Origin of the sequence: Pseudomonas sp. B28(2017), from assembly GCF_002113025.1 — a bacterium.
GTDB lineage: Bacteria > Pseudomonadota > Gammaproteobacteria > Pseudomonadales > Pseudomonadaceae > Aquipseudomonas.
Genome location: NZ_NEJH01000003.1, coordinates 380,366 through 401,520, shown reverse-complemented (window position 1 = coordinate 401,520; position 21,155 = coordinate 380,366). Strand labels below are relative to the sequence as shown.

General features: G+C 59.0%; 20 protein-coding genes. 6 read left to right on the top strand and 14 right to left on the bottom strand.

All coding sequences use genetic code 11. The features are described from left to right. Nucleotides 1-633, bottom strand: a complete 633-nt coding sequence (locus CAF65_RS11120; RefSeq protein WP_085716319.1) for a 2OG-Fe(II) oxygenase — start codon at nt 631-633, stop codon at nt 1-3. Nucleotides 634-741: 108 nt separating this feature from the next. Between CAF65_RS11120 and CAF65_RS11115 the strand changes: the two genes are divergently transcribed. Beyond that, nucleotides 742-1,494 carry a DUF2059 domain-containing protein gene (locus CAF65_RS11115; RefSeq protein ID WP_085716318.1) on the top strand — a complete coding sequence of 251 codons (753 nt, stop codon included), beginning with the start codon at nt 742-744 and terminating at the stop codon, nt 1,492-1,494. Nucleotides 1,495-1,553: 59 nt separating this feature from the next. On the opposite strand, the gene CAF65_RS11110 is transcribed toward CAF65_RS11115, so the two are convergent. Continuing rightward, nucleotides 1,554-2,501 (bottom strand): alpha/beta hydrolase, encoded by a 948-nt coding sequence (locus tag CAF65_RS11110; RefSeq protein WP_085716317.1) that lies wholly within the window; start codon nt 2,499-2,501, stop codon nt 1,554-1,556. Between the two features lie 96 nt (nt 2,502-2,597). Here CAF65_RS11110 and CAF65_RS11105 point away from each other — a divergent pair, with 96 nt between their 5' ends. Both CAF65_RS11105 and CAF65_RS11100 read left to right on the top strand, forming a co-directional pair. Next, the gene (locus tag CAF65_RS11105; protein WP_085716316.1) at nt 2,598-3,197 is read left to right on the top strand and encodes a DUF6436 domain-containing protein; all 600 of its coding nucleotides are present in this window, start codon (nt 2,598-2,600) and stop codon (nt 3,195-3,197) included. Nucleotides 3,198-3,282: 85 nt separating this feature from the next. Further along, nucleotides 3,283-5,682: a penicillin acylase family protein gene (locus CAF65_RS11100; protein ID WP_085716315.1), complete on the top strand. Its 2,400-nt coding sequence runs from the start codon at nt 3,283-3,285 to the stop codon at nt 5,680-5,682. A gap of 154 nt (nt 5,683-5,836) precedes the next feature. Here the strand turns inward: CAF65_RS11100 and CAF65_RS11095 are convergent, their stop codons facing one another. The 8 genes from CAF65_RS11095 to CAF65_RS11060 all read right to left on the bottom strand — a co-directional run bounded on the left by CAF65_RS11095 (nt 5,837) and on the right by CAF65_RS11060 (nt 14,602). Further along, nucleotides 5,837-6,727, bottom strand: a complete 891-nt coding sequence (locus CAF65_RS11095; protein WP_085716314.1) for an ABC transporter permease subunit — start codon at nt 6,725-6,727, stop codon at nt 5,837-5,839. Beyond that, complete coding sequence (locus tag CAF65_RS11090) at nt 6,724-7,605, bottom strand: ABC transporter permease subunit (protein WP_371919006.1); 882 nt, start codon at nt 7,603-7,605, stop codon at nt 6,724-6,726. Before CAF65_RS11090 ends, CAF65_RS11095 begins: the two co-directional genes overlap by 4 nt. 35 nt (nt 7,606-7,640) lie before the next feature. Further along, nucleotides 7,641-8,783 carry an ABC transporter ATP-binding protein gene (locus tag CAF65_RS11085; protein WP_008015388.1) on the bottom strand — a complete coding sequence of 381 codons (1,143 nt, stop codon included), beginning with the start codon at nt 8,781-8,783 and terminating at the stop codon, nt 7,641-7,643. Nucleotides 8,784-8,855: 72 nt separating this feature from the next. Continuing rightward, nucleotides 8,856-9,953, bottom strand: a complete 1,098-nt coding sequence (locus CAF65_RS11080) for a polyamine ABC transporter substrate-binding protein (RefSeq protein ID WP_085716312.1) — start codon at nt 9,951-9,953, stop codon at nt 8,856-8,858. A gap of 187 nt (nt 9,954-10,140) precedes the next feature. Then, nucleotides 10,141-11,250, bottom strand: a complete 1,110-nt coding sequence (locus tag CAF65_RS11075) for a polyamine ABC transporter substrate-binding protein (protein ID WP_085716311.1) — start codon at nt 11,248-11,250, stop codon at nt 10,141-10,143. Nucleotides 11,251-11,421: 171 nt separating this feature from the next. Continuing rightward, the gene (locus CAF65_RS11070) at nt 11,422-12,786 is read right to left on the bottom strand and encodes an aspartate aminotransferase family protein (RefSeq protein ID WP_085716310.1); all 1,365 of its coding nucleotides are present in this window, start codon (nt 12,784-12,786) and stop codon (nt 11,422-11,424) included. Nucleotides 12,787-12,845: 59 nt separating this feature from the next. Beyond that, nucleotides 12,846-14,204 carry a glutamine synthetase family protein gene (locus tag CAF65_RS11065; protein WP_085716309.1) on the bottom strand — a complete coding sequence of 453 codons (1,359 nt, stop codon included), beginning with the start codon at nt 14,202-14,204 and terminating at the stop codon, nt 12,846-12,848. Nucleotides 14,205-14,242: 38 nt separating this feature from the next. Next, the gene (locus CAF65_RS11060) at nt 14,243-14,602 is read right to left on the bottom strand and encodes a gamma-glutamyl-gamma-aminobutyrate hydrolase family protein (RefSeq protein WP_085716308.1); all 360 of its coding nucleotides are present in this window, start codon (nt 14,600-14,602) and stop codon (nt 14,243-14,245) included. A gap of 278 nt (nt 14,603-14,880) precedes the next feature. On the opposite strand from CAF65_RS11060, the gene CAF65_RS11055 reads away from it, so the two are divergent. The 3 genes from CAF65_RS11055 (at nt 14,881) to CAF65_RS11045 (ending at nt 17,943) form a co-directional block, all read left to right on the top strand. After that, nucleotides 14,881-16,257: a glutamine synthetase family protein gene (locus CAF65_RS11055; RefSeq protein WP_008015393.1), complete on the top strand. Its 1,377-nt coding sequence runs from the start codon at nt 14,881-14,883 to the stop codon at nt 16,255-16,257. A 203-nt stretch (nt 16,258-16,460) separates the two neighbouring features. After that, nucleotides 16,461-17,213 (top strand): carbonic anhydrase, encoded by a 753-nt coding sequence (locus tag CAF65_RS11050; protein WP_085716307.1) that lies wholly within the window; start codon nt 16,461-16,463, stop codon nt 17,211-17,213. 91 nt (nt 17,214-17,304) lie between these two features. Further along, nucleotides 17,305-17,943, top strand: a complete 639-nt coding sequence (locus CAF65_RS11045; RefSeq protein WP_085716306.1) for a TetR/AcrR family transcriptional regulator — start codon at nt 17,305-17,307, stop codon at nt 17,941-17,943. Nucleotides 17,944-17,975: 32 nt separating this feature from the next. Here the strand turns inward: CAF65_RS11045 and coaA are convergent, their stop codons facing one another. The 4 genes from coaA to ssuC all read right to left on the bottom strand — a co-directional run bounded on the left by coaA (nt 17,976) and on the right by ssuC (nt 21,154). Continuing rightward, complete coding sequence (coaA, locus tag CAF65_RS11040; protein WP_085716305.1) at nt 17,976-18,929, bottom strand: type I pantothenate kinase; 954 nt, start codon at nt 18,927-18,929, stop codon at nt 17,976-17,978. A gap of 390 nt (nt 18,930-19,319) precedes the next feature. Continuing rightward, a complete protein-coding gene (locus CAF65_RS11035; protein ID WP_007967989.1) occupies nt 19,320-19,535 on the bottom strand; it encodes a molybdopterin-binding protein in 216 nt (71 codons plus the stop codon). Nucleotides 19,536-19,568: 33 nt separating this feature from the next. Continuing rightward, nucleotides 19,569-20,375 (bottom strand): aliphatic sulfonates ABC transporter ATP-binding protein, encoded by an 807-nt coding sequence (gene ssuB, locus CAF65_RS11030; protein ID WP_085716304.1) that lies wholly within the window; start codon nt 20,373-20,375, stop codon nt 19,569-19,571. Then, entirely contained in the window at nt 20,372-21,154 is a 783-nt protein-coding gene (gene ssuC / locus CAF65_RS11025) for an aliphatic sulfonate ABC transporter permease SsuC (RefSeq protein WP_085716303.1), read from the bottom strand. The genes ssuB and ssuC overlap by 4 nt, the downstream gene beginning before the upstream one ends. Nucleotide 21,155: the final 1 nt, after the last annotated feature.

The following is a 21,155-nucleotide window of genomic DNA, read 5'->3' as shown; positions in this document are numbered from 1 at the left end:
TCAGAACGGCTCGTTGCCGCGCCGGCGGAACCAGCCGGTCAGCGACAGTCGATCCCGGGTCGCGGGCAGGACTTCGTGGGGAACCTCTCCGGAGAGAAACACCACCAGGCAGCCACCGGTAGGTTGCACATCGTGGACGCGATCATTGTCGAGGTACATGCGCAACTGGCCGCCGTGTTCGGGAAGCCAACCGTCATTGAGATAAACCACCGCCGAAACCATGCGCCGGTCGTCATCGCGAAAGCGGTCGACATGCTTCAGGTAGAACGCCCCCGGCGAGTACATCGCAAAATGGCTTTCGAAATCCTCCAGGCCGAGAAACAGGCCGCGATTGATCGCCTCGCGCAGGCTGTCCATCAAACTCAGATAGCTGTCGCAAGCCTCGGCCTGACCAGGATCGATCCACTGGATATGGTCGCCACGAATCCCTTCGCGGATCTCCGATGAGGGCCCACGGCCCACCGCGGCCGGAGCCAGTTCACCCTCGGCAGCACGCTTACGACACTCGGCCGCCAGCGCTCGGGTCAGGTCCTGAGGCAGGAAAATATTCTGCTGCGACCAGCCGTGCTCGGCCAGGTCGTCGACGATTCGTAACAGCAGCGGGTGATCAGAGGATATTTGCATGCCGCGCATAATATTCCTGTGTCCGAAAATCCGACAGAGCCGCGCAGCGGGTTGATACGAATTCTCGACAAGTACGGATGCCACACGGAGAATAGTCGCCTGCTGACTGGAGTCCCTATGCGCCGTTTGCTTTTATCACTGCTGATGTTCTGCGTTTTGCCCGCCTGGGCAGACGACCACGACCAGTTGTACAAGGTCGCCGGCTGGCCGGAACAACGCGCGCATTTCAACGACGCCCTCTCGGCTGCTCAGCAACGCTACCAGGGCAGCCTGCCGCCGGCGGTGTTTCAGGCACTGGTCAGTAACAGCAATCAGCGCTTTTCCCAACAGGCTGTGGACCAGCGCGCCGAAACGCAATTGCGCAAGAATCTCGCCGACCCCAAACCCGCATTGACGTTTTTCCAATCGCCCCTGGGCAAGAAAATCGTCGCCGCCGAGTTGCTGGCGACCCGTCGCGACCAACTGGCGAAAAACGCCAAGGGCCTGCCGAAAATGCAGGCCAGCGACAGCCGCCTGCTGATCATCGGCCATTTGGCACAAGCCCTGCCCGCTCGAGAGGCCGGCGCTGAAGTCAGCCTGGCGATTGCCGGGGTTGCTGCAGACAGCTTGAGCTCGATGATCCCGGGGTTGCTCGGTGCCGGTCAGGCCCAAGGCATGCTCAACGGCCAGCGCCAGCGCCTGATGGACCAGATCGGCAGCGACCTCAACAACACACTGCTGTATGTCTATCGCGACCTGTCGGACGACGAGCTGGAAGAGTTCACGACCTTTGCCGAATCGGCAGAAGGCCAGGCTTATTATCAAGCGGCGCTGGCGGCGATTCGGGCGGGGTTGGCGGTGGGGCAGAGCAATTCGAACCTGACCCAGTGATTTTCGGCACCTGACAGATCGCTATCGCGAGCTTGCTCGCGATGGGGCCGGAACAGTCGCTAGGAATTACGGCCTTTTATCCTCTTGGTCAAAAACGCGAAATATTCCTGCCGCATCACCAACGTTTCATTCGCCAGATGATGCCGTGCCTCGGGCAGCATCAGCACCTGCGGTCGATCAAACTTGCCCCGCAACACTTCCAGGTTGTGCTCCCAATCCACCGTCATGTCAGCCTGCCCCTGCACGATCAGCGGCCGGCGGGTACTCATGGGTGCGGCCTCGATGCGTTTGATCCAGCGCGCCAACGCGCCCACCCAGGCTGTCGGCAGGCGCAGCGGCTGCAACGGATCGGCTTGCAGGAACGGCAAAAAGGCCGGGTCGTTGGAGTTTTCGCTGAAGCGCCGGGCGATGGCTTTGACGAAAGGCTTGAGCACGTAGTAACTCAGTTGCGACCAACCCCACGCCCGCGGCCGCACCAGCGGCGACAGCAGAATCACCTGCCCCTGCGCCGGGCTGTTCGCTCCTGCATTCAATACATGATCGATCACGATCGCCCCACCGGTACTCTGTCCACACAGGTGCCACGGTTGCGGCAAGTCGAGGGATTGCGCCTCGCGGAACAACCCTTGTAACGCGTCCTGATACTCGGCGAAATCCTTGATGCTCGCCCGTTCGCCACTGGACAAGCCATGGCCCGGCAAGTCGCAGGCAATCACCGCAAAGCCCTGGTCCAGCGCCCACTCGATCACATGCCGGTAGAGCCCGGTGTGATCGTAGAAACCGTGGATGACAAACAGCGTCGCCTTCGCCCGCTCGGGCCACCAGAACTGGCTGACCAGTTCATAACCATCGACATCGAATCGCCCAAGACCGCTGCGCAACTGACGCGACGCAAAATCCAGTCCGTAAAATTTCTGGTAAGCCTGCGCCTGCGCCGACAACGGCTGCCCGGCCGCCAGCGGCAGCAAGCCTGCACGTAGAAGATCAGGGTCGAAAGTAGCCGGCATGGACGGTTCCAGAGCGTGAAACGGACTTTATAGGCCTGCGATATTCTTCTGTCGCGCCAAGCATGGCAAGCTAGCCGGCCTTCGAGGACTGAACCGATGCGCCCGCCCCTTCGCACCACCCTGTTTGCCAGCCTGCTCGCCGTGGTGTGTGCCGGCGTGTTGTGGGCGGCCTACGACTGGTTCCAGGGGCGTTACCTGCGGGCGTTCAGCGAGCACACGGCGATGTTTTCGGGTGATCCGCTGCGCCTTCCCGAATCCCTCGCCGGCCCCGGCGCCATCCGTCTGGTGCATTTCTGGGACCCGGCCTGCCCGTGCAATGTCGGCAATCAACAACACCTGGCCGAACTGGTCGAGCGCTACGCACCCCATGGCGTGGAATTCTATGCCGTGCAAAAGCCCGGTAGCCATGGCCAGTTGCCGAGCACCTTGAGCAGCCTCAAGACCATCGACATCCTGCCCGGTTCCGAGCAGATCCCCGCCAGCCCGGCCGTGGCGATCTGGGATCGCAGCGGCAAACTGGCGTACTTCGGCCCGTACAGCGAAGGCCTGACTTGCAACTCGAGCAACAGCTTTATCGAGCCCATACTGCAAGCGCTGGATGAAGGCCGCGCAGTGAGTGCCACGCACACACTGGCCGTGGGGTGTTACTGCCCGTGGCCTGTCGATCCCGCGAAGCAGGGAACGGCACGACAATAGGAATCCCTCTTACGGGCGATGCGCCAAATTGGCGCGCCGTGTTACACAGTGGCCCCTGGAATCACAATAACAACAAGGAGTCGCCATGAAACGCAGCCTGACCGCTCTCGCTCTGTTGATCGTCGTACTGACCGCCGGAGCCGGCTGGTACCTCTACAGCAAGCAGCCGTCACGCCAGGGCATGGTGGAACTGCAACACCTGCAAGGCTCCGTCACTGTTCGCTACGACGAGCGCGGCGTCCCGCACATCCGCGCCGACAACGAAACAGACCTGTACCGCGCGCTCGGCTACGTGCATGCCCAGGACCGCCTGTTCCAGATGGAAGTCCTGCGTCGTCTGGCCCGTGGTGAACTGGCTGAAGTGCTCGGGCCGAAACTGCTCGACACCGACAAACTGATGCGCAGCCTGCGCATTCGCGAACGTGCCGAAACCTACCTGGCGAATCTCGACAAACAATCGCCCTCCTTCATCGCCATGCAAGCCTATCTGGACGGCATCAACCAGTATCAGGACAACCACGCCAAACCCGTGGAGTTCGATGTGCTGGGTATTCCCAAGCGCCCATTCACCGCCCAGGACACCATCAGTATTGCCGGGTACATGGCCTACAGCTTTGCCGCGGCCTTTCGCACCGAACCCCTGCTGACATTCGTGCGCGATCAACTGGGGCCCGAATACCTGAACACCTTCGATCTCGACTGGCAGCCAAAAGGCGTGCTCAACGGGCCCGCACCCGCCTTGGCCAGCGCCGACTGGAAAGACCTCAGCGCCCTCGCCCGCCTGAGCGAACAAGCCCTGGCTGACAACGGCCTGCCACAGTTCGAGGGCAGCAACGCCTGGGTCGTTGCGGGCAGCCGGACCCAAAGCGGCAAGCCGCTGCTGGCGGGTGATCCGCATATCCGTTTTTCCGCGCCATCGGTGTGGTATGAAGCGCATCTCTCGGCACCGGGCTTCGAACTCTACGGCCACTATCAGGCCTTGATGCCGTTCGCCTCCCTGGGCATGAACCACGATTTCGGCTGGAGCATCACCATGTTCCAGAACGACGACCTCGACCTGATCGCCGAGAAGGTCAACCCGGACAACCCCAACCAGGTCTGGTATCGCGGCAATTGGGTGGACATGACGACCAGCGAGCAGCAGATCGCGGTCAAGGGCCAGGCCCCGGTCAACCTGGTGCTGCGCCAGTCGCCTCACGGCCCGATCGTCAACGATGCCTTGGGCAACGGCGTCGGCAAGACACCGATTGCCATGTGGTGGGCTTTTCTCGAAAGCCAGAACCCGATCCTGGAGGGCTTCTATCAGCTCAATCGTGCCGACACCCTGGCCAAGGCTCGCGGTGCCGCGTCAAAAATCCAGGCCCCGGGTCTAAACGTCGTCTGGGCCGATGCCAAGGGTGACATCGGCTGGTGGGCGGCGGCGCAATTGCCTAAACGCCCGGCGGGTGTACGCCCGTGGTTCATCCTCGATGGCAGCACCACCGAGGCAGACAAGGATGGCTTCTACCCGTTCAGCGCCAACCCCCAGGAAGAAAACCCAGCGCGGGGCTACATCGTCTCGGCCAACTTCCAGCCGGTGTCGCCAACCGGCATGGAGATTCCCGGCTATTACAACCTTGCCGATCGTGGCCAGCAGCTCAATCGCCAGCTCAGCGACAAAACCATGAAGTGGGACCTGGAAAACAGCCAGAAACTGCAACTGGGCACCACCACCGCCTACGGCCCGCGCCTGCTGGCACCGCTGTTGCCGGTGTTGCGCGAAGTGCTGAAGGATCCCGCCGAACTCAAACTGGTGGAGCAACTGGCCCAGTGGAAAGGCGATTACCCGCTCGACTCGACCAGCGCCACGCTGTTCAACCAGTTCCTGTTCAACCTGGCTGACGCGACGATGCGCGATGAGCTGGGTAACGACTTCTTCGAAACGCTGCTCTCGACCCGGGTGATCGACGCCGCGCTCCCCCGCCTGGCCGCCACTGCCGATTCACCGTGGTGGGACAACCGCAGCACCCTCGGCAAGGAAACCCTTGCCGACACGGTCAAGGCAGCCTGGCAAGCCAGCATCGCGCACCTCAAGAGCACCCTCGGCGCCGACGCCTCGCAATGGCAGTGGGGCAGCGCGCACACGTTGACCCATGGCCATCCGCTGGGGCAGCAAAAACCGCTGGACCTGATCTTCAATGTCGGCCCTTTCGCCGCACCCGGCACCCATGAAGTGCCGAACAACCTCTCGGCGAAGATCGGCCCGGCTCCATGGCCTGTTACCTACGGCCCCTCGACCCGGCGCCTGATCGACTTCGCCGAGCCGGCCCACAGCCTGACCGTCAACCCGGTTGGCCAGAGCGGCGTGCTGTTAGACCGTCACTATGATGATCAGGCCGAAGCCTATATCGAAGGGGTGTACTTCCAGGCGCATCTCAATGATGAAGAAGTCACGGCCAATACCCGCAGCACCTTGAAGCTGCTTCCCGCGCGGGCTGCGCCATAGACTTTTGCTGGCCGGGCTGACCCCATCGCGAGCTTGCTCGCGAAAGCGGTGTGCCAGTCACAGTGATATTGGCTGATAGAACGCATTCGCGAGCAGGCTCGCTCCCACATTTGGATTTGGGTTGGCCTCGGGCATGAGGCCAACCCAACATTGCTCAAGCCGCTTCCGGTGCCTGCGCGCGACGCACGTCCGGTTGCTTCCACGAATCGGCTGCCGCCTCTTCGATCGCTTGCTGGATCGCGCGCTTGCGGCTTTCTTCGGCACGACGGCTGAAGAACCAGACCATGAAGGTCACGATCGACACCGCCAGCAGAATCAGGCTGGCCACGGCATTGATCTCGGGCTTCACGCCCAGACGCACCGCCGAGAACACTTCCATCGGCAGGGTCGTGGAACCCGGGCCGGACACGAAGCTCGCCAGCACCAGGTCATCCAGCGACAGGGCGAACGACATCATGCCGCCGGCCGCCAGTGACGGCGCGATCATCGGGATGGTGATCAGGAAAAACACCTTGAACGGCTTCGCACCCAGGTCCATGGCCGCTTCTTCGATGGACAGGTCCAGCTCGCGAAGGCGGGCGGAGACCACCACCGCCACGTAGGCCGCACAAAACGTGGTGTGGGCGATCCAGATGGTGACGATGCCGCGTTCCTGCGGCCAGCCGATCATCTGCGCCATGGCCACGAACAGCAACAACAGCGACAGACCGGTGATCACCTCAGGCATTACCAGCGGCGCAGTCACCAGACCACCGAACAGGGTACGGCCCTTGAAGCGGGTGATGCGCGTCAGCACGAACGCAGCCAATGTACCCAGTGCCACCGCCGCCACCGCCGTGTAGCAGGCGATTTCCAGCGAACGCACCACCGAGCCCATCAGTTGCGAGTTGTCGAGCAGGCCGACGTACCACTTGACCGACCAGCCGCCCCACACCGTTACCAGTTTCGAGGCGTTGAACGAGTAGATCACCAGGATCAGCATCGGCAGGTAGATGAACAACAGACCCAGTACCAGCATCAGGCTGGAGAAACGGAAGCGCTTCATTCTTTACCCTCCATTTCCTTGGCCTGACTGCGGTTGAACAGGATGATCGGCACAATCAGGATCGCCAGCATCACCACCGCCAGGGCAGACGCCACCGGCCAGTCACGGTTGTTGAAGAACTCTTGCCAGAGCACTTTACCGATCATCAGGGTTTCCGGACCGCCGAGCAGTTCCGGGATCACGAACTCGCCCACCACCGGGATGAACACCAGCATGCAGCCGGCGATGATGCCGTTTTTCGACAGCGGCACGGTGATTTTCCAGAAGCTGTTGAAGGTGCTCGAACCCAGGTCCGATGCGGCTTCCAGCAGACTCGGGTCATGCTTGACCAGGTTGGCGTACAGCGGCAGGATCATGAACGGCAGGTAGGAATAAACCACACCAATGTAGACCGCCAGGTTGGTGTTGAGGATCTGCAGCGGTTCGTCGATCCAGCCCATGCTCATCAGGAAACCGTTGAGCAGACCGTTGTTGCTGAGGATACCCATCCATGCATAAACGCGAATCAGGATCGCGGTCCAGGTCGGCATCATGATCAGCAGCACCAGCACCGTCTGCACTTCCTTGCGGGCAACGGAGATGCCGTAGGCCATCGGGTAGCCGATCAACAGGCAGAGGATGGTGCTGAAAAACGCCATCTTCAGCGAGCCGAGGTAAGCGGCGATGTACAGCTCGTCACCGCCCAGCATCGCGTAGTTGCCCAGGTTCAGCAGCAACTGCAGCTTCTGTTCGGCGTAGCTGTAGATTTCGGTATACGGCGGAATGGCCACGTCTGCTTCGGCGAAGCTGATCTTCAGAACGATGAAGAACGGCAGCATGAAGAACAGGAACAGCCAGATGAATGGAATGCCGATGACCATCTGACGGCCACCGGGAATTATTCGATTGAGACGGCGTTTGAGTTTGCGCATGTTCATGAGCGAAGTACCACGCCGCTGTCGTCTTCCCACCACACGTAGACCTGATCACCCCAGGTCGGACGCGTGCCACGGCGTTCGGCGTTGGCCACGAACGACTGCACCAGCTTGCCGCTTGGCAGCTCGACGTAGAACACCGAGTGGCCGCCAAGGTAGGCGATGTCATGCACCTTGCCGCTCGACCAGTTGTACTCGCAAGTCGGCATGTCGGCGGTGACCAGCAGTTTTTCCGGGCGGATCGCGTAGGTGACCGACTTGTCCTGCACCGAGGTGCTGATGCCGTGGCCAACGTAGATCTGGCGGTCCAGGTCCTTGCAGGTGATGGTCGCGTGGCCTTCGGCGTCTTCGATCACTTCGCCTTCGAAGATGTTCACGTTACCGATGAATTCGCAGACCAGGCGGCTGGTCGGGGTTTCGTAGATGTCGATCGGGCTACCGATCTGGGCGATCCAGCCCAGGTGCATGATCGCGATGCGCTCGGCCATGGTCATGGCCTCTTCCTGGTCGTGGGTCACCATGACGCAGGTTACGCCGACACGCTCGATGATCTCCACCAGCTCCAGCTGCATTTGCGAGCGCAGCTTCTTGTCCAGTGCGCCCATCGGTTCGTCGAGCAGCAGCAGCTTCGGTCGCTTGGCCAGGGAACGGGCCAGGGCCACGCGCTGACGCTGACCACCGGACAACTGATGCGGCTTGCGCTTGGCGTATTGACTCATCTGTACCAGCTTGAGCATTTCGGCCACACGGGCATCGATTTCAGCGTTCGGGATCTTGTCCTGCTTGAGACCGAAGGCGATGTTCTGCGCCACGGTCATGTGGGGGAACAAGGCGTAGGACTGGAACATCATGTTGATCGGCCGCTCGTAGGGCGGCATGTCAGTGATGTCTACGCCATCGAGGAAAATGCGCCCCTCCGTGGGCCGTTCGAAACCTGCGAGCATGCGCAGCAAAGTGGATTTGCCCGATCCCGAGCCGCCGAGCAGGGCGAAGATTTCGCCTTTCTTGATTTCCAGGGACACATCGTCCACGGCAATCGTCTCGTCGAACTTCTTCGTGACCCGGTCGATTTTGACCAGCACCTGTTTAGGTTGCTGGTCGCCCTCGAGGGCTTTCTTATAGGCGCCGGAGGCAACTGCCATTTACGAAACTCCCGAAAAAAAGAGTGCAGTTCGCTCAAGGTGAGCCAACCTTGGATAGTTTGAGCCTTGAATCTATTTACCCGACTTGACCTTGGTCCAGCTGCGGGTCATCGAACGTTGAATATTCGGCGGTAGCTCGATGGACACGTAGGTCTTGTCGAGAACCTCTTGCGGTGGGTAAACCGCTTCGTCGGTACGAATGGACTGTTCCATCAGTTTGTCCGACCCCGGGTTAGGGTTGGCATAGCCGACGTAATCACTGACCTGGGCAATCACCTCAGGCTTCAGCAAATAGTTGATGAAAGCGTGGGCCTGTTTGACGTTGGCCGAGTCCTTCGGAATCGCCAGCATGTCGAACCAGAGCGCGCCGCCCTCTTTCGGGATCGAGTAGGCGATGTTCACGCCCTTCTTGGCTTCTTCGGCACGGTGCTTGGCCTGGAAGATGTCGCCGGAGAAACCGATCGCCACGCAGATATCGCCATTAGCCAGATCCGCGATGTACTTGGAGGAGTGGAAGTAGGTCACGTAAGGGCGCACCGCGAGCAACTTGGCGGTGGCCTTTTCGTAGTCCTTGGGATCAGTGCTGTTGGCGTTCAGGCCCATGTAGTTGAGCACTGTCGGCATCATTTCATCGGCAGAGTCGAGGAACGCGACGCCACAACTGTGCAGCTTCTTGATGTTTTCCGGCTCGAACAACACGCCCCAGGAGTCGATCTTGTCGATGCCCAGCACAGCCTTGACCTTGTCGACGTTGTAACCGATGCCGTTGGTGCCCCACAGGTACGGCACGGCGTACAGGTTGCCCGGATCGTTCTGTTCCAGGCGCTTGAGCAGCACCGGGTCGAGGTTGGAATAGTTCGGCAGCTGCGACTTGTCGAGTTTCTGGAATGCCCCGGCCTTGATCTGTTTGCCGAGGAAGTGGTTCGACGGCACGACCACGTCATAACCGGTACGCCCGGCCAGCAACTTGCCTTCCAGGGTTTCGTTGGAGTCGAAGACGTCGTAAACCGGCTTGATCCCGGTCTCTTTCTGGAAGTCGGCCAGGGTAGTCTCGCCGATGTAATCGGACCAATTATAAATATGCACAGTGCCGGCAGCCTGGGCACTGACAGCAATCGTCAGCCCGGCGCTGACCAGCATGGCATTGCGCAACATGGAAAAAACAGGCAAGTGGAGGTCCTCTAAAATTAGTTGGGCCCAAGCTGCCCCGCGTTACATGACAACCGTGGTTGCCCAGCAACAAAACCGGCGCGCAACTTACCCTCGAAAAACCGTTCCAGCAAAACTTTTGTCATTTAATTCAACCTGTTGCCGCCACCGTGCAGGTGGCGACAAGAGGCTGCTGCATCAAACCGGCTTATTTACCGGATTTGATCTTGGTCCAGCTGCGGGTCAATTCACGCTGGGTTGCCGCTGGCAGGTCGGCGATGGCATACAACTTGGCCTGCACATCGGCTGGCGGGTAGATGCCTGGATCGCTGGTGATGTCTTTTTCTACCAGAGCCGTTGCAGCGGCGTTTCCGTTCGGGAAGCGTACGGCGTTGGTGATACCGGCCATGACTTCAGGCTTCTGCAGGAAGGTCATGAACTTGTAAGCGCCCTCGACGTTCTCGGCATCCTTGGGAATCGCGACCATGTCGAAGAAGCTGCCAGCGCCTTCTTTCGGAATTGCGTAGCTGACTTTGACCTTGTCACCCGCCTCTGAGGCACGGGACTTGGCCTGCTGAACGTCACCCGAGTAGCCAACCGCTACGCAGATGTTGCCATTGGCCAGGTCCGAGATGTACTTGGAGGAGTGGAAGTAGGTGATCGAAGGACGAATCTTGAGGAACAGGTCCTCGGCTTTCTTGATGTCTTCTTTCTTCTGGCTGTCGGTTGGCAGGCCCAGGTAGTGCAGCGCGACCGGGAGCATTTCGGTCGGCGAATCGAGGAAACTCACACCGCAACCCTTGAGCTTGGCGATGTTTTCCGGCTTGAGCAGCACGTCCCAGGAATCGATGGTGTCGACGCCCAGCGCAGCCTTGACCTTCTCCGGGTTGTAACCGATGCCGATCGAGCCCCACATGTACGGGAAGGCGTGCTTGTTGCCAGGGTCACTGACCGAAACGGCCTTGAGCAGATCCTGGTTCAGGTTTTTCCAGTTAGGCAGCTTGGACTGGTCCAGCTCCTGATATACGCCGGCCTTGATCTGCTTGGCCAGGAAGTTGTTCGACGGCACGACCACGTCGTAGCCGGACTTGCCCGCCAGCAGTTTGGCTTCCAGGGTCTCGTTGCTGTCGAATACGTCGTAAACGACCTTGATCCCCGACTCTTTCTCGAAGTTCGCGATGGTGTCCGGAGCGATGTAGTCGGACCAGTTGTAGACGTGCAATACCTTGTCGTCCGCCTGAACCGCACCCGCCATCATGCCCGCGACGGACAGGGCGAGAAGTGTCTTGCCAGCAAGCTTTTTACCTAATGCCTTCATGCGTCATGCTCCAAATTTTTCTTTTTTGAACCACTTTGTTCAGCGGCCGAACCCGGGCAACTGGAACTGCGGCTAGTCTGGCAAGATCCGAGGCGGTCTTTCAAGAAAAGACCGGCCTTTGTGACAGCTTTGAGCGAGAGCGCCGCAGCTCCCTCGCTCTGAGCCTAGCACTTAGCCCTGCAATGCACTCAGGGTCAGGTCAAGGCACTTGCGAGCCTTGGTCACCAGTTCATCGATTTCCGCCGGCGTGATCACCAGTGGCGGAGCGATGATCATGGTGTCGCCGACTGCTCGCATGATCAGGCCATTGTCGAAGCAGAACTGACGGCAGATCATGCCGACGCCCTTGCCCTCGTAACGCTTGCGAGTGGCCTTGTCCCGGACCAGTTCGATGGCCCCCAACAACCCGACCCCACGAACTTCACCCACCAGCGGGTGATCGTTCAGTTCCCGCAGACGCTTTTGCAAATACGGTGCCGTTTCGGACTTCACGCGCTCGACAATCTTTTCGTCGCGCAGGATACGGATGTTTTCCAGCCCCACAGCCGCCGCCACCGGGTGCCCGGAGTAGGTGAAACCGTGGTTGAAGTCGCCGCCCTCATTGAGCACGTCCACCACTTCGTCACGCACAATCAGGCCACCCATCGGGATGTAGCCCGAAGTCAGGCCCTTGGCGATGGTCATCATGTCGGGCTTGAGGCCGTAGAAATCGGTACCGAACCACTCGCCGGTACGCCCAAAACCGCAAATCACTTCGTCAGCCACGAACAGGATGTCGTACTTGGCGAGGATTTCCTTGATGCGCGGCCAGTACGTCTCTGGCGGAATGATCACGCCGCCGGCGCCCTGGATCGGCTCGGCAATAAAGGCACCGACGTTGTCCACGCCGACTTCCAGAATCTTCTCTTCCAGCTGATTGGCCGCCCACACACCGAATTCTTCCGGGGTCATGTCGCCGCCTTCGCCGAACCAGTACGGCTGGGCAATGTGGACGATGCCCGGGATCGGCAGGTCGCCTTGCTCATGCATATAAGTCATGCCACCCAGGCTCGCGCCGGCCACGGTGGAGCCGTGATAACCGTTCTTGCGGCTGATGATGACTTTCTTGTTCGGCTGGCCCTTGATCGCCCAGTAGTGACGAACCATGCGCAGCATGGTGTCGTTGCCTTCAGAGCCGGAACCGGTGAAGAACACATGGTTCATGCCTTGCGGCGCGATGTCGGCGATGGCCTTGGCCAGCTCCAGTACCGGCGGGTGTGCCGTCTGGAAGAACAGGTTGTAGTAAGGCAGCTCGCGCATCTGTTTGCTGGCGGCATCAGCCAGTTCATCGCGACCATAACCAATCGCGACACACCACAGGCCGGCCATACCGTCGAGGATCTTGTTGCCTTCGCTGTCCCAGAGGTAAACGCCCTTGGCGTTGGTGATGATCCGTGGGCCTTTCTCTTTCAGCTGTTTGAAGTCGCTGAACGGAGCCAGGTGGTGATCACTGCTCAAGGTTTGCCATTCACGGGTTTGCGGATTGTTGCTGGTCATACGAATCTCCTAGAAAAATCAGGTGAAAGCGCCGCCAGGCAACGGCGGCGCCCGGCGTATCAGACGGCAAAGAGCAGGAATTCCCTTTCCCACGAACTGATGACGCGCTTGAAGTTTTCATGCTCGGCCCGCTTGACCGCGACGTAGCCAGTGATGAAATTTTTGCCCAGGTAACGCTCGATGGTCGCGCTGTTTTCCATGCGTTCCAGCGCGTCCTCGATGGTTAGCGGCAGGCGCAGGTTGCGGCGCTCATAGCCGCGCCCCACCACCGGCGCACTCGGGTTCAGGCCTTCGACCATGCCGATGTAACCGCAGAGCAGGCTCGCGGCAATCGCCAGGTAAGGGTTGGCATCGGCGCCCGGCAGGCGGTTTTCCACCCGACGATTTTGCGGCCCCGCATCCGGTACCCGCAGGCCCACCGTGCGGTTTTCTTCGCCCCACTCCACGTTCACCGGCGCCGAAGTGTCCGGCAGGAAGCGGCGGAACGAGTTCACGTTCGGGGCGAACAGCGGCAACAGCTCGGGAATGAGTTTCTGCAAGCCACCGATGTGGTGCAGGAACAACTGGCTCATGGTCCCGTCGTCGTTGGAGAAGATGTTCTTGCCAGTCTCGATGTCGATGATGCTCTGGTGCAAGTGCATGGCACTGCCCGGCTCGCCGGTCATCGGCTTGGCCATGAAAGTCGCGGCCACGTCGTGCTTGAGCGCAGCTTCGCGCATGGTGCGCTTGAACACCAGGATCTGGTCGGCCAGGGACAGGGCATCGCCGTGACGGAAGTTGATCTCCATCTGCGCGGTGCCATCCTCGTGGATCAGCGTATCGAGGTCCAGGTCCTGCAGTTCGCACCAGTCGTAGACGTCTTCGAACAGCGGATCGAATTCGTTCGCTGCTTCAATGGAGAACGACTGACGACCGATTTCCGGGCGACCGGAGCGGCCGATCGGCGGCTGCAGCGGGTAGTCAGGGTCGTCACTGCGCTTGGTCAGGTAGAACTCCATTTCCGGCGCCACGATCGGCTGCCAGCCTTTGTCGGCATAGAGCTTCAGGACTTTCTTGAGCACGTTGCGCGGCGACAGCTCGATCGGGTTGCCTTGCTTGTCGTAGGTATCGTGAATAACGATGGCGGTCGGCTCGATGGCCCACGGCACCATGTACACCGCACTCTGGTCGGGACGGCAGATCATGTCGATGTCGGCCGGGTCGAGCAGTTCGTAATAGATGTCGTCTTCGACGTAATCGCCGGTCACGGTCTGCAGCAGCACGCTTTCTGGCAGGCGCATGCCTTTTTCGGCGATGAATTTGTTGGTCGGCGAAATCTTGCCCCGGGTAATCCCGGTCAAGTCGGCGATCATGCATTCGACTTCTGTGATCTTGTGGTTTTTCAACCAATCGGTGAGCTGGTCGAGGTTGTTACTCATAAATGCCTCTAGGCTTGAGTTGTCTGACCTTTTTAAGGTCAGGCGCTGATTGACGCATCGGCGTCGCGTTGTAGAGCGTTCCTGCGGCAGATTATCGTGTTTGCCAACACTGCCGCAGAGGCCGGGCGTGCAGAATCGCGAGCGGTACCCTGAACGATGGTCAGGCCGCTATTGTGAATCGGTTCTATATTGAATGGAGTAACCGTAATGGGGGTGCCACCGCGACCGTCCAGAATAACGGACGGGGACAGGCGCTCTGTCAGGGATGGGAGAATCACCGGCAGGCCTGCAACGATCGAGGCCATGGCGCGGACGTACGTGTCGCCACTTTCGTGGCAAGCATGCCGACCGAGCTGTCTTGAGCAGTCGGTGACGCCGATTATCGGCAGGCGAGACATGAAGCACCCCGGTATTATTGCTGTTATGGGTTTGATTCGAGCTTAGCCTTGTTCATTTTTTTACACAACACCCCCGTAAAAAATACAACACGGCCCGCTCAAACTCGCGGCCGCCGCCGCGTCCAGCGGATTGAAAACGCCCTAAAGTGCCTCAAAAAAGCCACACGAGCGCTTTTTTAGGGCAAAAAAGGCCTCGCTTGACTTCGGCATGCCGTTCGGGTTGACTGGAATCTGAAAAGATCAATGATTGATATTTTTAACAACAAAGGTGTTGCATCATGTCGGTACCCCCGCGTGCCGTTCAGCTTAACGAAGCGAACGCGTTCCTTAAGGAACATCCTGAGGTTCTGTACGTCGACCTTCTGATTGCGGATATGAATGGTGTGGTGCGCGGCAAGCGCATCGAACGCACCAGCCTCCACAAGGTTTACGAGAAAGGCATCAACCTGCCGGCCTCTCTATTTGCCCTGGATATCAACGGCTCCACGGTGGAAAGCACCGGCCTGGGCCTGGACATCGGCGACGCCGATCGAATCTGCTATCCAATCCCCGATACCCTGTGCAACGAGCCATGGCAGAAGCGCCCGACCGCGCAACTGCTGATGACCATGCACGAACTCGAAGGTGAGCCATTCTTCGCCGACCCGCGGGAAGTGCTGGCCAATGTGGTGCGCAAGTTCGACGAAATGGGCCTGACCATCTGCGCCGCGTTCGAACTGGAGTTCTACCTGATCGACCAGGAGAACGTGAACGGTCGTCCACAACCACCTCGCTCGCCGGTTTCCGGCAAGCGTCCGCACTCGACACAGGTCTACCTGATCGACGACCTCGACGAATACGTCGACTGCCTCCAGGACATTCTGGAAGGTGCCAAAGAGCAAGGTATTCCGGCCGACGCCATCGTCAAGGAAAGTGCCCCGGCGCAGTTCGAAGTGAACCTGCACCATGTGGCTGACCCGATCAAGGCCTGCGACTACGCGGTCCTGCTCAAGCGTCTGATCAAGAACATCGCCTACGACCATGAGATGGACACCACCTTCATGGCCAAGCCGTATCCAGGCCAGGCGGGTAATGGTCTGCACGTCCATATCTCGATTCTCGATAAAGATGGCAAGAACATTTTTGCCAGCGAGGATCCCGAGCAGAACGCCGCACTGCGTCACGCGATCGGCGGTGTGCTCGAGACCCTGCCGGCGCAGATGGCTTTCCTCTGCCCGAACGTCAACTCGTACCGTCGTTTCGGCGCACAGTTCTATGTGCCGAACTCGCCAAGCTGGGGCCTGGACAACCGCACCGTGGCCCTGCGCGTTCCAACCGGCTCCGCCGACGCCGTGCGTCTGGAGCACCGCGTGGCCGGCGCCGATGCCAACCCGTACCTGCTGATGGCTTCGGTCCTGGCAGGCGTACACCACGGCCTGGTCAACAAGATCGAACCGGGTGCTCCGGTCGAAGGCAACAGCTACGAGCAGAACGAGCAGAGCCTGCCGAACAACCTGCGCGATGCCCTGCGCGAGCTGGACGACAGCGAAGTCATGGCCAAGTACATCGATCCGAAATACATCGATATCTTCGTGGCCTGTAAAGAGAGCGAGCTGGAGGAGTTCGAACACTCCATCTCCGACCTCGAGTACAACTGGTATCTGCATACCGTGTAAGCGGTTGCAGTGAAAAACGCCGCCGGCCTCACAGCCTGCGGCGTTTTTTTTGCTCGCGATTTGTTATGGAATGCTTACGACCAAAAACCAAGGAAAATACCTACGGATTCGTCAGACCCTGACGACATCTGCACCCTGACCACCACCTCACACTCCGGACACCGGGACTCTTCCCGCTTTCCTGACTACGCACGAGAACAAACATGAAAAAACAGCTATTGGGTACAGCCATGACTCTGACCGTCGCCGGTTTGTGCTCGACCGCCTGGGCAACCGCCGGCGACACGACCCCATGGAGTTACTCCGCCCCCACCGGTCCACAAAACTGGGGTGAACTGAAGAGCGAGTACAGCCTCTGCTCGTCTGGCCAAACACAGTCGCCCATCGATATTCGTGACGCGGTCAAGACTGACGCCAAGATATTGAACGTTGCTTATCAGCCAAGCAAAGCCACTGTGTCGAACAACGGCCACACAATTCAGGTAACGCCGGTCGATGCCGGAGGCATCACCCTGGAATCCGGTCAGTACTCATTCGTGCAAATGCATTTTCATACGCCAAGTGAAGAAATGATCCAGGGGCGCACCTATCCTCTGGACGCGCATCTGGTTCACCGCAATGCTGCAGGCGAACTGGCCGTGGTGGCCTTGCTGTTTGAAGAGGGTGCACACAACCCGACCCTGGAGCCAATCCTGGCAGCCATGCCAAAAAATACAGGCGGCGCTGCGAACCTGGAAGCGATGAACGTTGCGCAGCTATTACCTGCAAACCACAACGCCTATTCCTACATGGGCTCCCTGACAACACCTCCCTGTACCGAAGGCGTGCGCTGGAATGTGCTGACCACTCCATTGGAAATTTCCCGCGCGCAATTGGAGGCTTTCCAGGCGCTCTATCCGATGAATGCACGCCCAGTTCAACCCTTGAACGGTCGGAGTGTGCACGTCGGCGGCTAAACAGTCCTGACAGTTGATTCGGGCAGCGGAGCCCATACAGACAAGGTGCCACCTGCCTCGTACAATGCCCGCTGCCCCGCAGGAGACTCCAATGACACGCGTAGCCACCCCCCGCAAACCCCGCGCACGCAGCCAGGCCCGGATCGATTCGATACTCGATGCGGCCCGCACGCTGTTGGCTGCCGAGGGTGTGGCCAGTCTGTCGATCTACAGCGTCGCCGAGCGCGCCGAGATACCGCCCTCCTCGGTCTACCACTTCTTCGCCAGCGTGCCGGCCCTGCTTGAAGCCTTGACCGCCGATGTCCACGCCGCCTTCCGCGCCTGCCTGCAAGCCCCCATCGATCACCATGCCTTGAACGGCTGGCGCGATCTGTCGCGACTGGTAGAACAACGCATGCTGGACATCTACGCAGAGGACGCCGCCGCCCGCCAACTCATCCTGGCCCAGCACGGCTTGACCGAAGTCACCCAGGCCGACCGCCAGCACGACATCGAACTGGGCGACCTGATGCACAAGCTGTTCGACCATCACTTCGAACTGCCGACATTGCCGAGCGATGTCGATGTGTTCGCCCTGGCCATGGAACTGGGTGACCGGGTGTATGCGCGCTCGGTGCAGCAGCACGGGCAGATTACACCGCGCATGGCCGAGGAAGGGATGCGGGTGTTTGATGCTTACATCGGGTTGTATTTGCCGCCGTATTTGCCCAAACGGCCTGTCACGAACTGATCTCCCAACTCTTGTCCGTGCAGACCATCGTCTTAAATAACCCGAAGCAAAATCTTGTCGATAGAATGGTCAGCTGATTTGTTGATAACCACGCTTGCCTTGTCTCGCGTGGGAAGGATATTTTCGAGAAGATTTATCAGATTGACTCGATCCCAAGTATTGGACGCCATTGAAACAGCCTCGGCATCCGACAAGTGCTTGAACTTATTAAAATATGACTCAGAAGACTGAAACGCAGTGTTCTTCAAATAGACAAATCGTTCGAGATACCATCTTTTGATAGCGCCTACCGAAGCATCAATATAGATAGAGAAGTCTATAAAGTCCAAAACACTTAACCCTTGCAATTTATCCTCTTCCAGTACATTCAACCCCTCCAACACTATGATATCGGGGGACTGTATCAACTGTTTCTTGTCTGGAAGGATGTCATAGCGGACATGAGAATATATCGGGATCTGAACATCCTTTGCTTCATTGCGTACAGAGAGAAGAAAATCAAGAAGTAGCAATTTATCGTACGACTCGGGAAAGCCTTTTCTATGTAAAAGGTTTTCCTTCTCGAGTGTTGCAAGGGGGTAGAGAAAGGAATCCGTGGTGACCAACTGCACAACGGGTGAACCAGGCGAGGATGACAAGAGTGCCGATAACACTCTGGCAAAGCTGCTTTTGCCGACCGCGACACTGCCGGATATGCCGATAATATACGGAACCTTCCACGATGGGGTGCCAAGAAATTCGGCCTGTACCTGAGAAACAGACCGCGCTGACGCGCGGTGAAGACTCAGTAGTCGACACAAAGGAAGCAATATCTTTATTACATCATCCGCTGTCATCGGCTGAGTAGGACTAATCAGTGCATTCATTTCCACGGGCGAGAGATTCATCGCTGCGTCGTCCCGAAATGAAGACCATTGCTCACGACCAAATTCTCGATACCCACGGTTGAGTCGCCAATGCGCCTTTGCATCCTGTTTCGTAGCCATATCCTTCCTGTATATATGCCTTACGGAAAGCAGGGAACATATCAGATCTGGTCGTCGTATCCAAATCTATACTTGGCAAAATCTTTGGGAAAGGATCGATGTTCATGAGGATTTATCCACACTCGATGCAACAATCTGTTAGTCACTTTGTTCGGGCTACTTACAAAAGGAGTCCGGGCATGCAAAGTCGAATTATTACCGTAAAAAACAATATCGCCGGAAACCATCTTGAAAGAAATATAATTACTCGAACCCTCGCATAGCCGGGTTTTATTTCCAAAGCTCGGCAAGATGGTTTGTGTTTACAGTTATGCTAAGGACGACCGTCCTCCGCACACAAAAAACCCCGAAGGGCTCAAACCCTTCGGGGTTGTTGTTTGCACGCACGGCTTACAACTTGGCGATCGACACCTCGGTGGATTTCACGAACGCGATCACTTCACTGCCGACCGCCAGTTCCAGCTCTTTCACCGAACGAGTGGTGATCACCGAAGTGACGATGCCGGACGCGGTCTGCACGTCGATTTCCGAGAGCACGTCGCCGAGGACGATTTCCTTGATGGAGCCTTTGAACTGGTTACGAACGTTGATGGCTTTGATCGTCATGATGTTGATTCCTGTCGTGGGATAAGACTTGAGTTATTGAGCCCAACGCAATTGCGTAGGCAAGGGTGAAACAGGTTCCGGTTCCGGCGGCTGGCCGGGCAGCGCCAGCACGCGATTGAGCACTTCGGTTTCCAGCGCCGCCAGCCGATGGGAGCCACGGACCCGGGGGCGCGGCAGTTCGACGTGCAGGTCGAGACCGACTTCGCCCTCTTCGATCAGGATCACCCGATCGGCTATCGCCACCGCTTCGCTGACGTCGTGGGTGACCAACAACACGGTGAAGCCATGCTGCTGCCAGAGCCGTTCGATCAGTTGCTGCATTTCAATTCGGGTCAGGGCATCCAGCGCGCCCAGGGGTTCGTCGAGCAACAGCAGGCGCGGCTGATGAATCAATGCACGAGCCAACGCCACGCGTTGTTTCTGTCCACCGGACAGCGCGGCCGGCCACTCATCGGCGCGATCGGCCAGGCCCACCGCTTCCAGGGCTTGCAACGCTTGCGGCTTCCAGTTGCCCTTGAGGCCAAGACCGACGTTGTCGATGATCTTTTTCCAGGGCAGCAATCGCGCTTCCTGGAACATCAGCCGCGTGTCCTCCCGCGCCTCACTCAGTGGCGCGGCACCGGCCAGCAATTCACCGCCCGTTGGCTGGTCGAGACCGGCGAGCAAGCGCAGCAAGGTACTTTTACCGCAACCACTGCGGCCCACCACGGCGACAAACTGGCCGGCCGGAATGTGCAGGTCAATCTCACGCAGCACCTGCCGCGCACCAAAGTTTTTTTGCAGCTTGCGCACCGCCAGCGGAATCCCGCGCAACAGGCGTGGAGGTTGCTCCGCGATCATGCCGCACCTCCCTTGGCAACCTGATACGCCGGGTGCCAGCGCAGCCACACACGCTCAAGTCCACGGGCCGCGAGGTCGGCCAGCTTGCCGAGCACCGCGTACAACAGGATCGCCAGCACCACCACGTCAGTCTGCAAAAACTCCCGGGCATTCATGGCCAGGTAGCCGATGCCGGAACTCGCGGAAATGGTTTCCGCGACGATCAGCGTCAGCCACATAAAACCCAGGGCAAAACGCACGCCGACCAGAATCGAAGGCAGCGCCCCTGGCAGAATCACCTGCCAGAACAGGCTGAAACCGGTCAGGCCATAGCTACGCGACATCTCCACCAGCGCCGGGTCGACGTTGCGAATGCCGTGATAGGTGTTGAGGTAAATCGGGAACAACGTGCCCAGCGCCACCAGGAAAATCTTCGCCGACTCGTCGATGCCGAACCAGAGAATCACCAGCGGAATCAGCGCCAGGTGCGGCACGTTGCGGATCATCTGTACCGAACTGTCGAGCAGGCGCTCGCCCCACTTCGACAGGCCGGTTATAAAGCCCAGGGTCAGACCGATGCCGCCGCCAATGATGAAACCCAACGCGGCACGCCAGCCACTGATGGCCAGGTGCGTCCAGATTTCGCCGCTGCGCACCAGGCTCACGCCGGCTTCGATCACGGCGATCGGTGCCGGCAGAATCCGTGTCGACAACCAGCCCACCGACACACTCAACTGCCACACCGCCAGCAGCAACACCGGCAATGCCCAGGGCGCCAGGCTGTGGATGATTTTCTTCATG

Excerpts from the sequence above, each read along its gene's own strand:
- CAF65_RS11120 (WP_085716319.1), bottom strand. The coding sequence starts at position 633 with ATGCGCGGCATGCAAATATCCTCTGATCACCCGCTGCTGTTACGAATC.
- CAF65_RS11115 (WP_085716318.1), top strand. The coding sequence starts at position 742 with ATGCGCCGTTTGCTTTTATCACTGCTGATGTTCTGCGTTTTGCCCGCC.
- CAF65_RS11110 (WP_085716317.1), bottom strand. The coding sequence starts at position 2,501 with ATGCCGGCTACTTTCGACCCTGATCTTCTACGTGCAGGCTTGCTGCCG.
- CAF65_RS11105 (WP_085716316.1), top strand. The coding sequence starts at position 2,598 with ATGCGCCCGCCCCTTCGCACCACCCTGTTTGCCAGCCTGCTCGCCGTG.
- CAF65_RS11100 (WP_085716315.1), top strand. The coding sequence starts at position 3,283 with ATGAAACGCAGCCTGACCGCTCTCGCTCTGTTGATCGTCGTACTGACC.
- CAF65_RS11095 (WP_085716314.1), bottom strand. The coding sequence starts at position 6,727 with ATGAAGCGCTTCCGTTTCTCCAGCCTGATGCTGGTACTGGGTCTGTTG.
- CAF65_RS11085 (WP_008015388.1), bottom strand. The coding sequence starts at position 8,783 with ATGGCAGTTGCCTCCGGCGCCTATAAGAAAGCCCTCGAGGGCGACCAG.
- CAF65_RS11075 (WP_085716311.1), bottom strand. The coding sequence starts at position 11,250 with ATGAAGGCATTAGGTAAAAAGCTTGCTGGCAAGACACTTCTCGCCCTG.
- CAF65_RS11070 (WP_085716310.1), bottom strand. The coding sequence starts at position 12,786 with ATGACCAGCAACAATCCGCAAACCCGTGAATGGCAAACCTTGAGCAGT.
- CAF65_RS11065 (WP_085716309.1), bottom strand. The coding sequence starts at position 14,204 with ATGAGTAACAACCTCGACCAGCTCACCGATTGGTTGAAAAACCACAAG.
- CAF65_RS11060 (WP_085716308.1), bottom strand. The coding sequence starts at position 14,602 with ATGTCTCGCCTGCCGATAATCGGCGTCACCGACTGCTCAAGACAGCTC.
- CAF65_RS11055 (WP_008015393.1), top strand. The coding sequence starts at position 14,881 with ATGTCGGTACCCCCGCGTGCCGTTCAGCTTAACGAAGCGAACGCGTTC.
- CAF65_RS11050 (WP_085716307.1), top strand. The coding sequence starts at position 16,461 with ATGAAAAAACAGCTATTGGGTACAGCCATGACTCTGACCGTCGCCGGT.
- CAF65_RS11045 (WP_085716306.1), top strand. The coding sequence starts at position 17,305 with ATGACACGCGTAGCCACCCCCCGCAAACCCCGCGCACGCAGCCAGGCC.
- coaA (WP_085716305.1), bottom strand. The coding sequence starts at position 18,929 with ATGGCTACGAAACAGGATGCAAAGGCGCATTGGCGACTCAACCGTGGG.
- CAF65_RS11035 (WP_007967989.1), bottom strand. The coding sequence starts at position 19,535 with ATGACGATCAAAGCCATCAACGTTCGTAACCAGTTCAAAGGCTCCATC.
- ssuB (WP_085716304.1), bottom strand. The coding sequence starts at position 20,375 with ATGATCGCGGAGCAACCTCCACGCCTGTTGCGCGGGATTCCGCTGGCG.
- ssuC (WP_085716303.1), bottom strand. The coding sequence starts at position 21,154 with ATGAAGAAAATCATCCACAGCCTGGCGCCCTGGGCATTGCCGGTGTTG.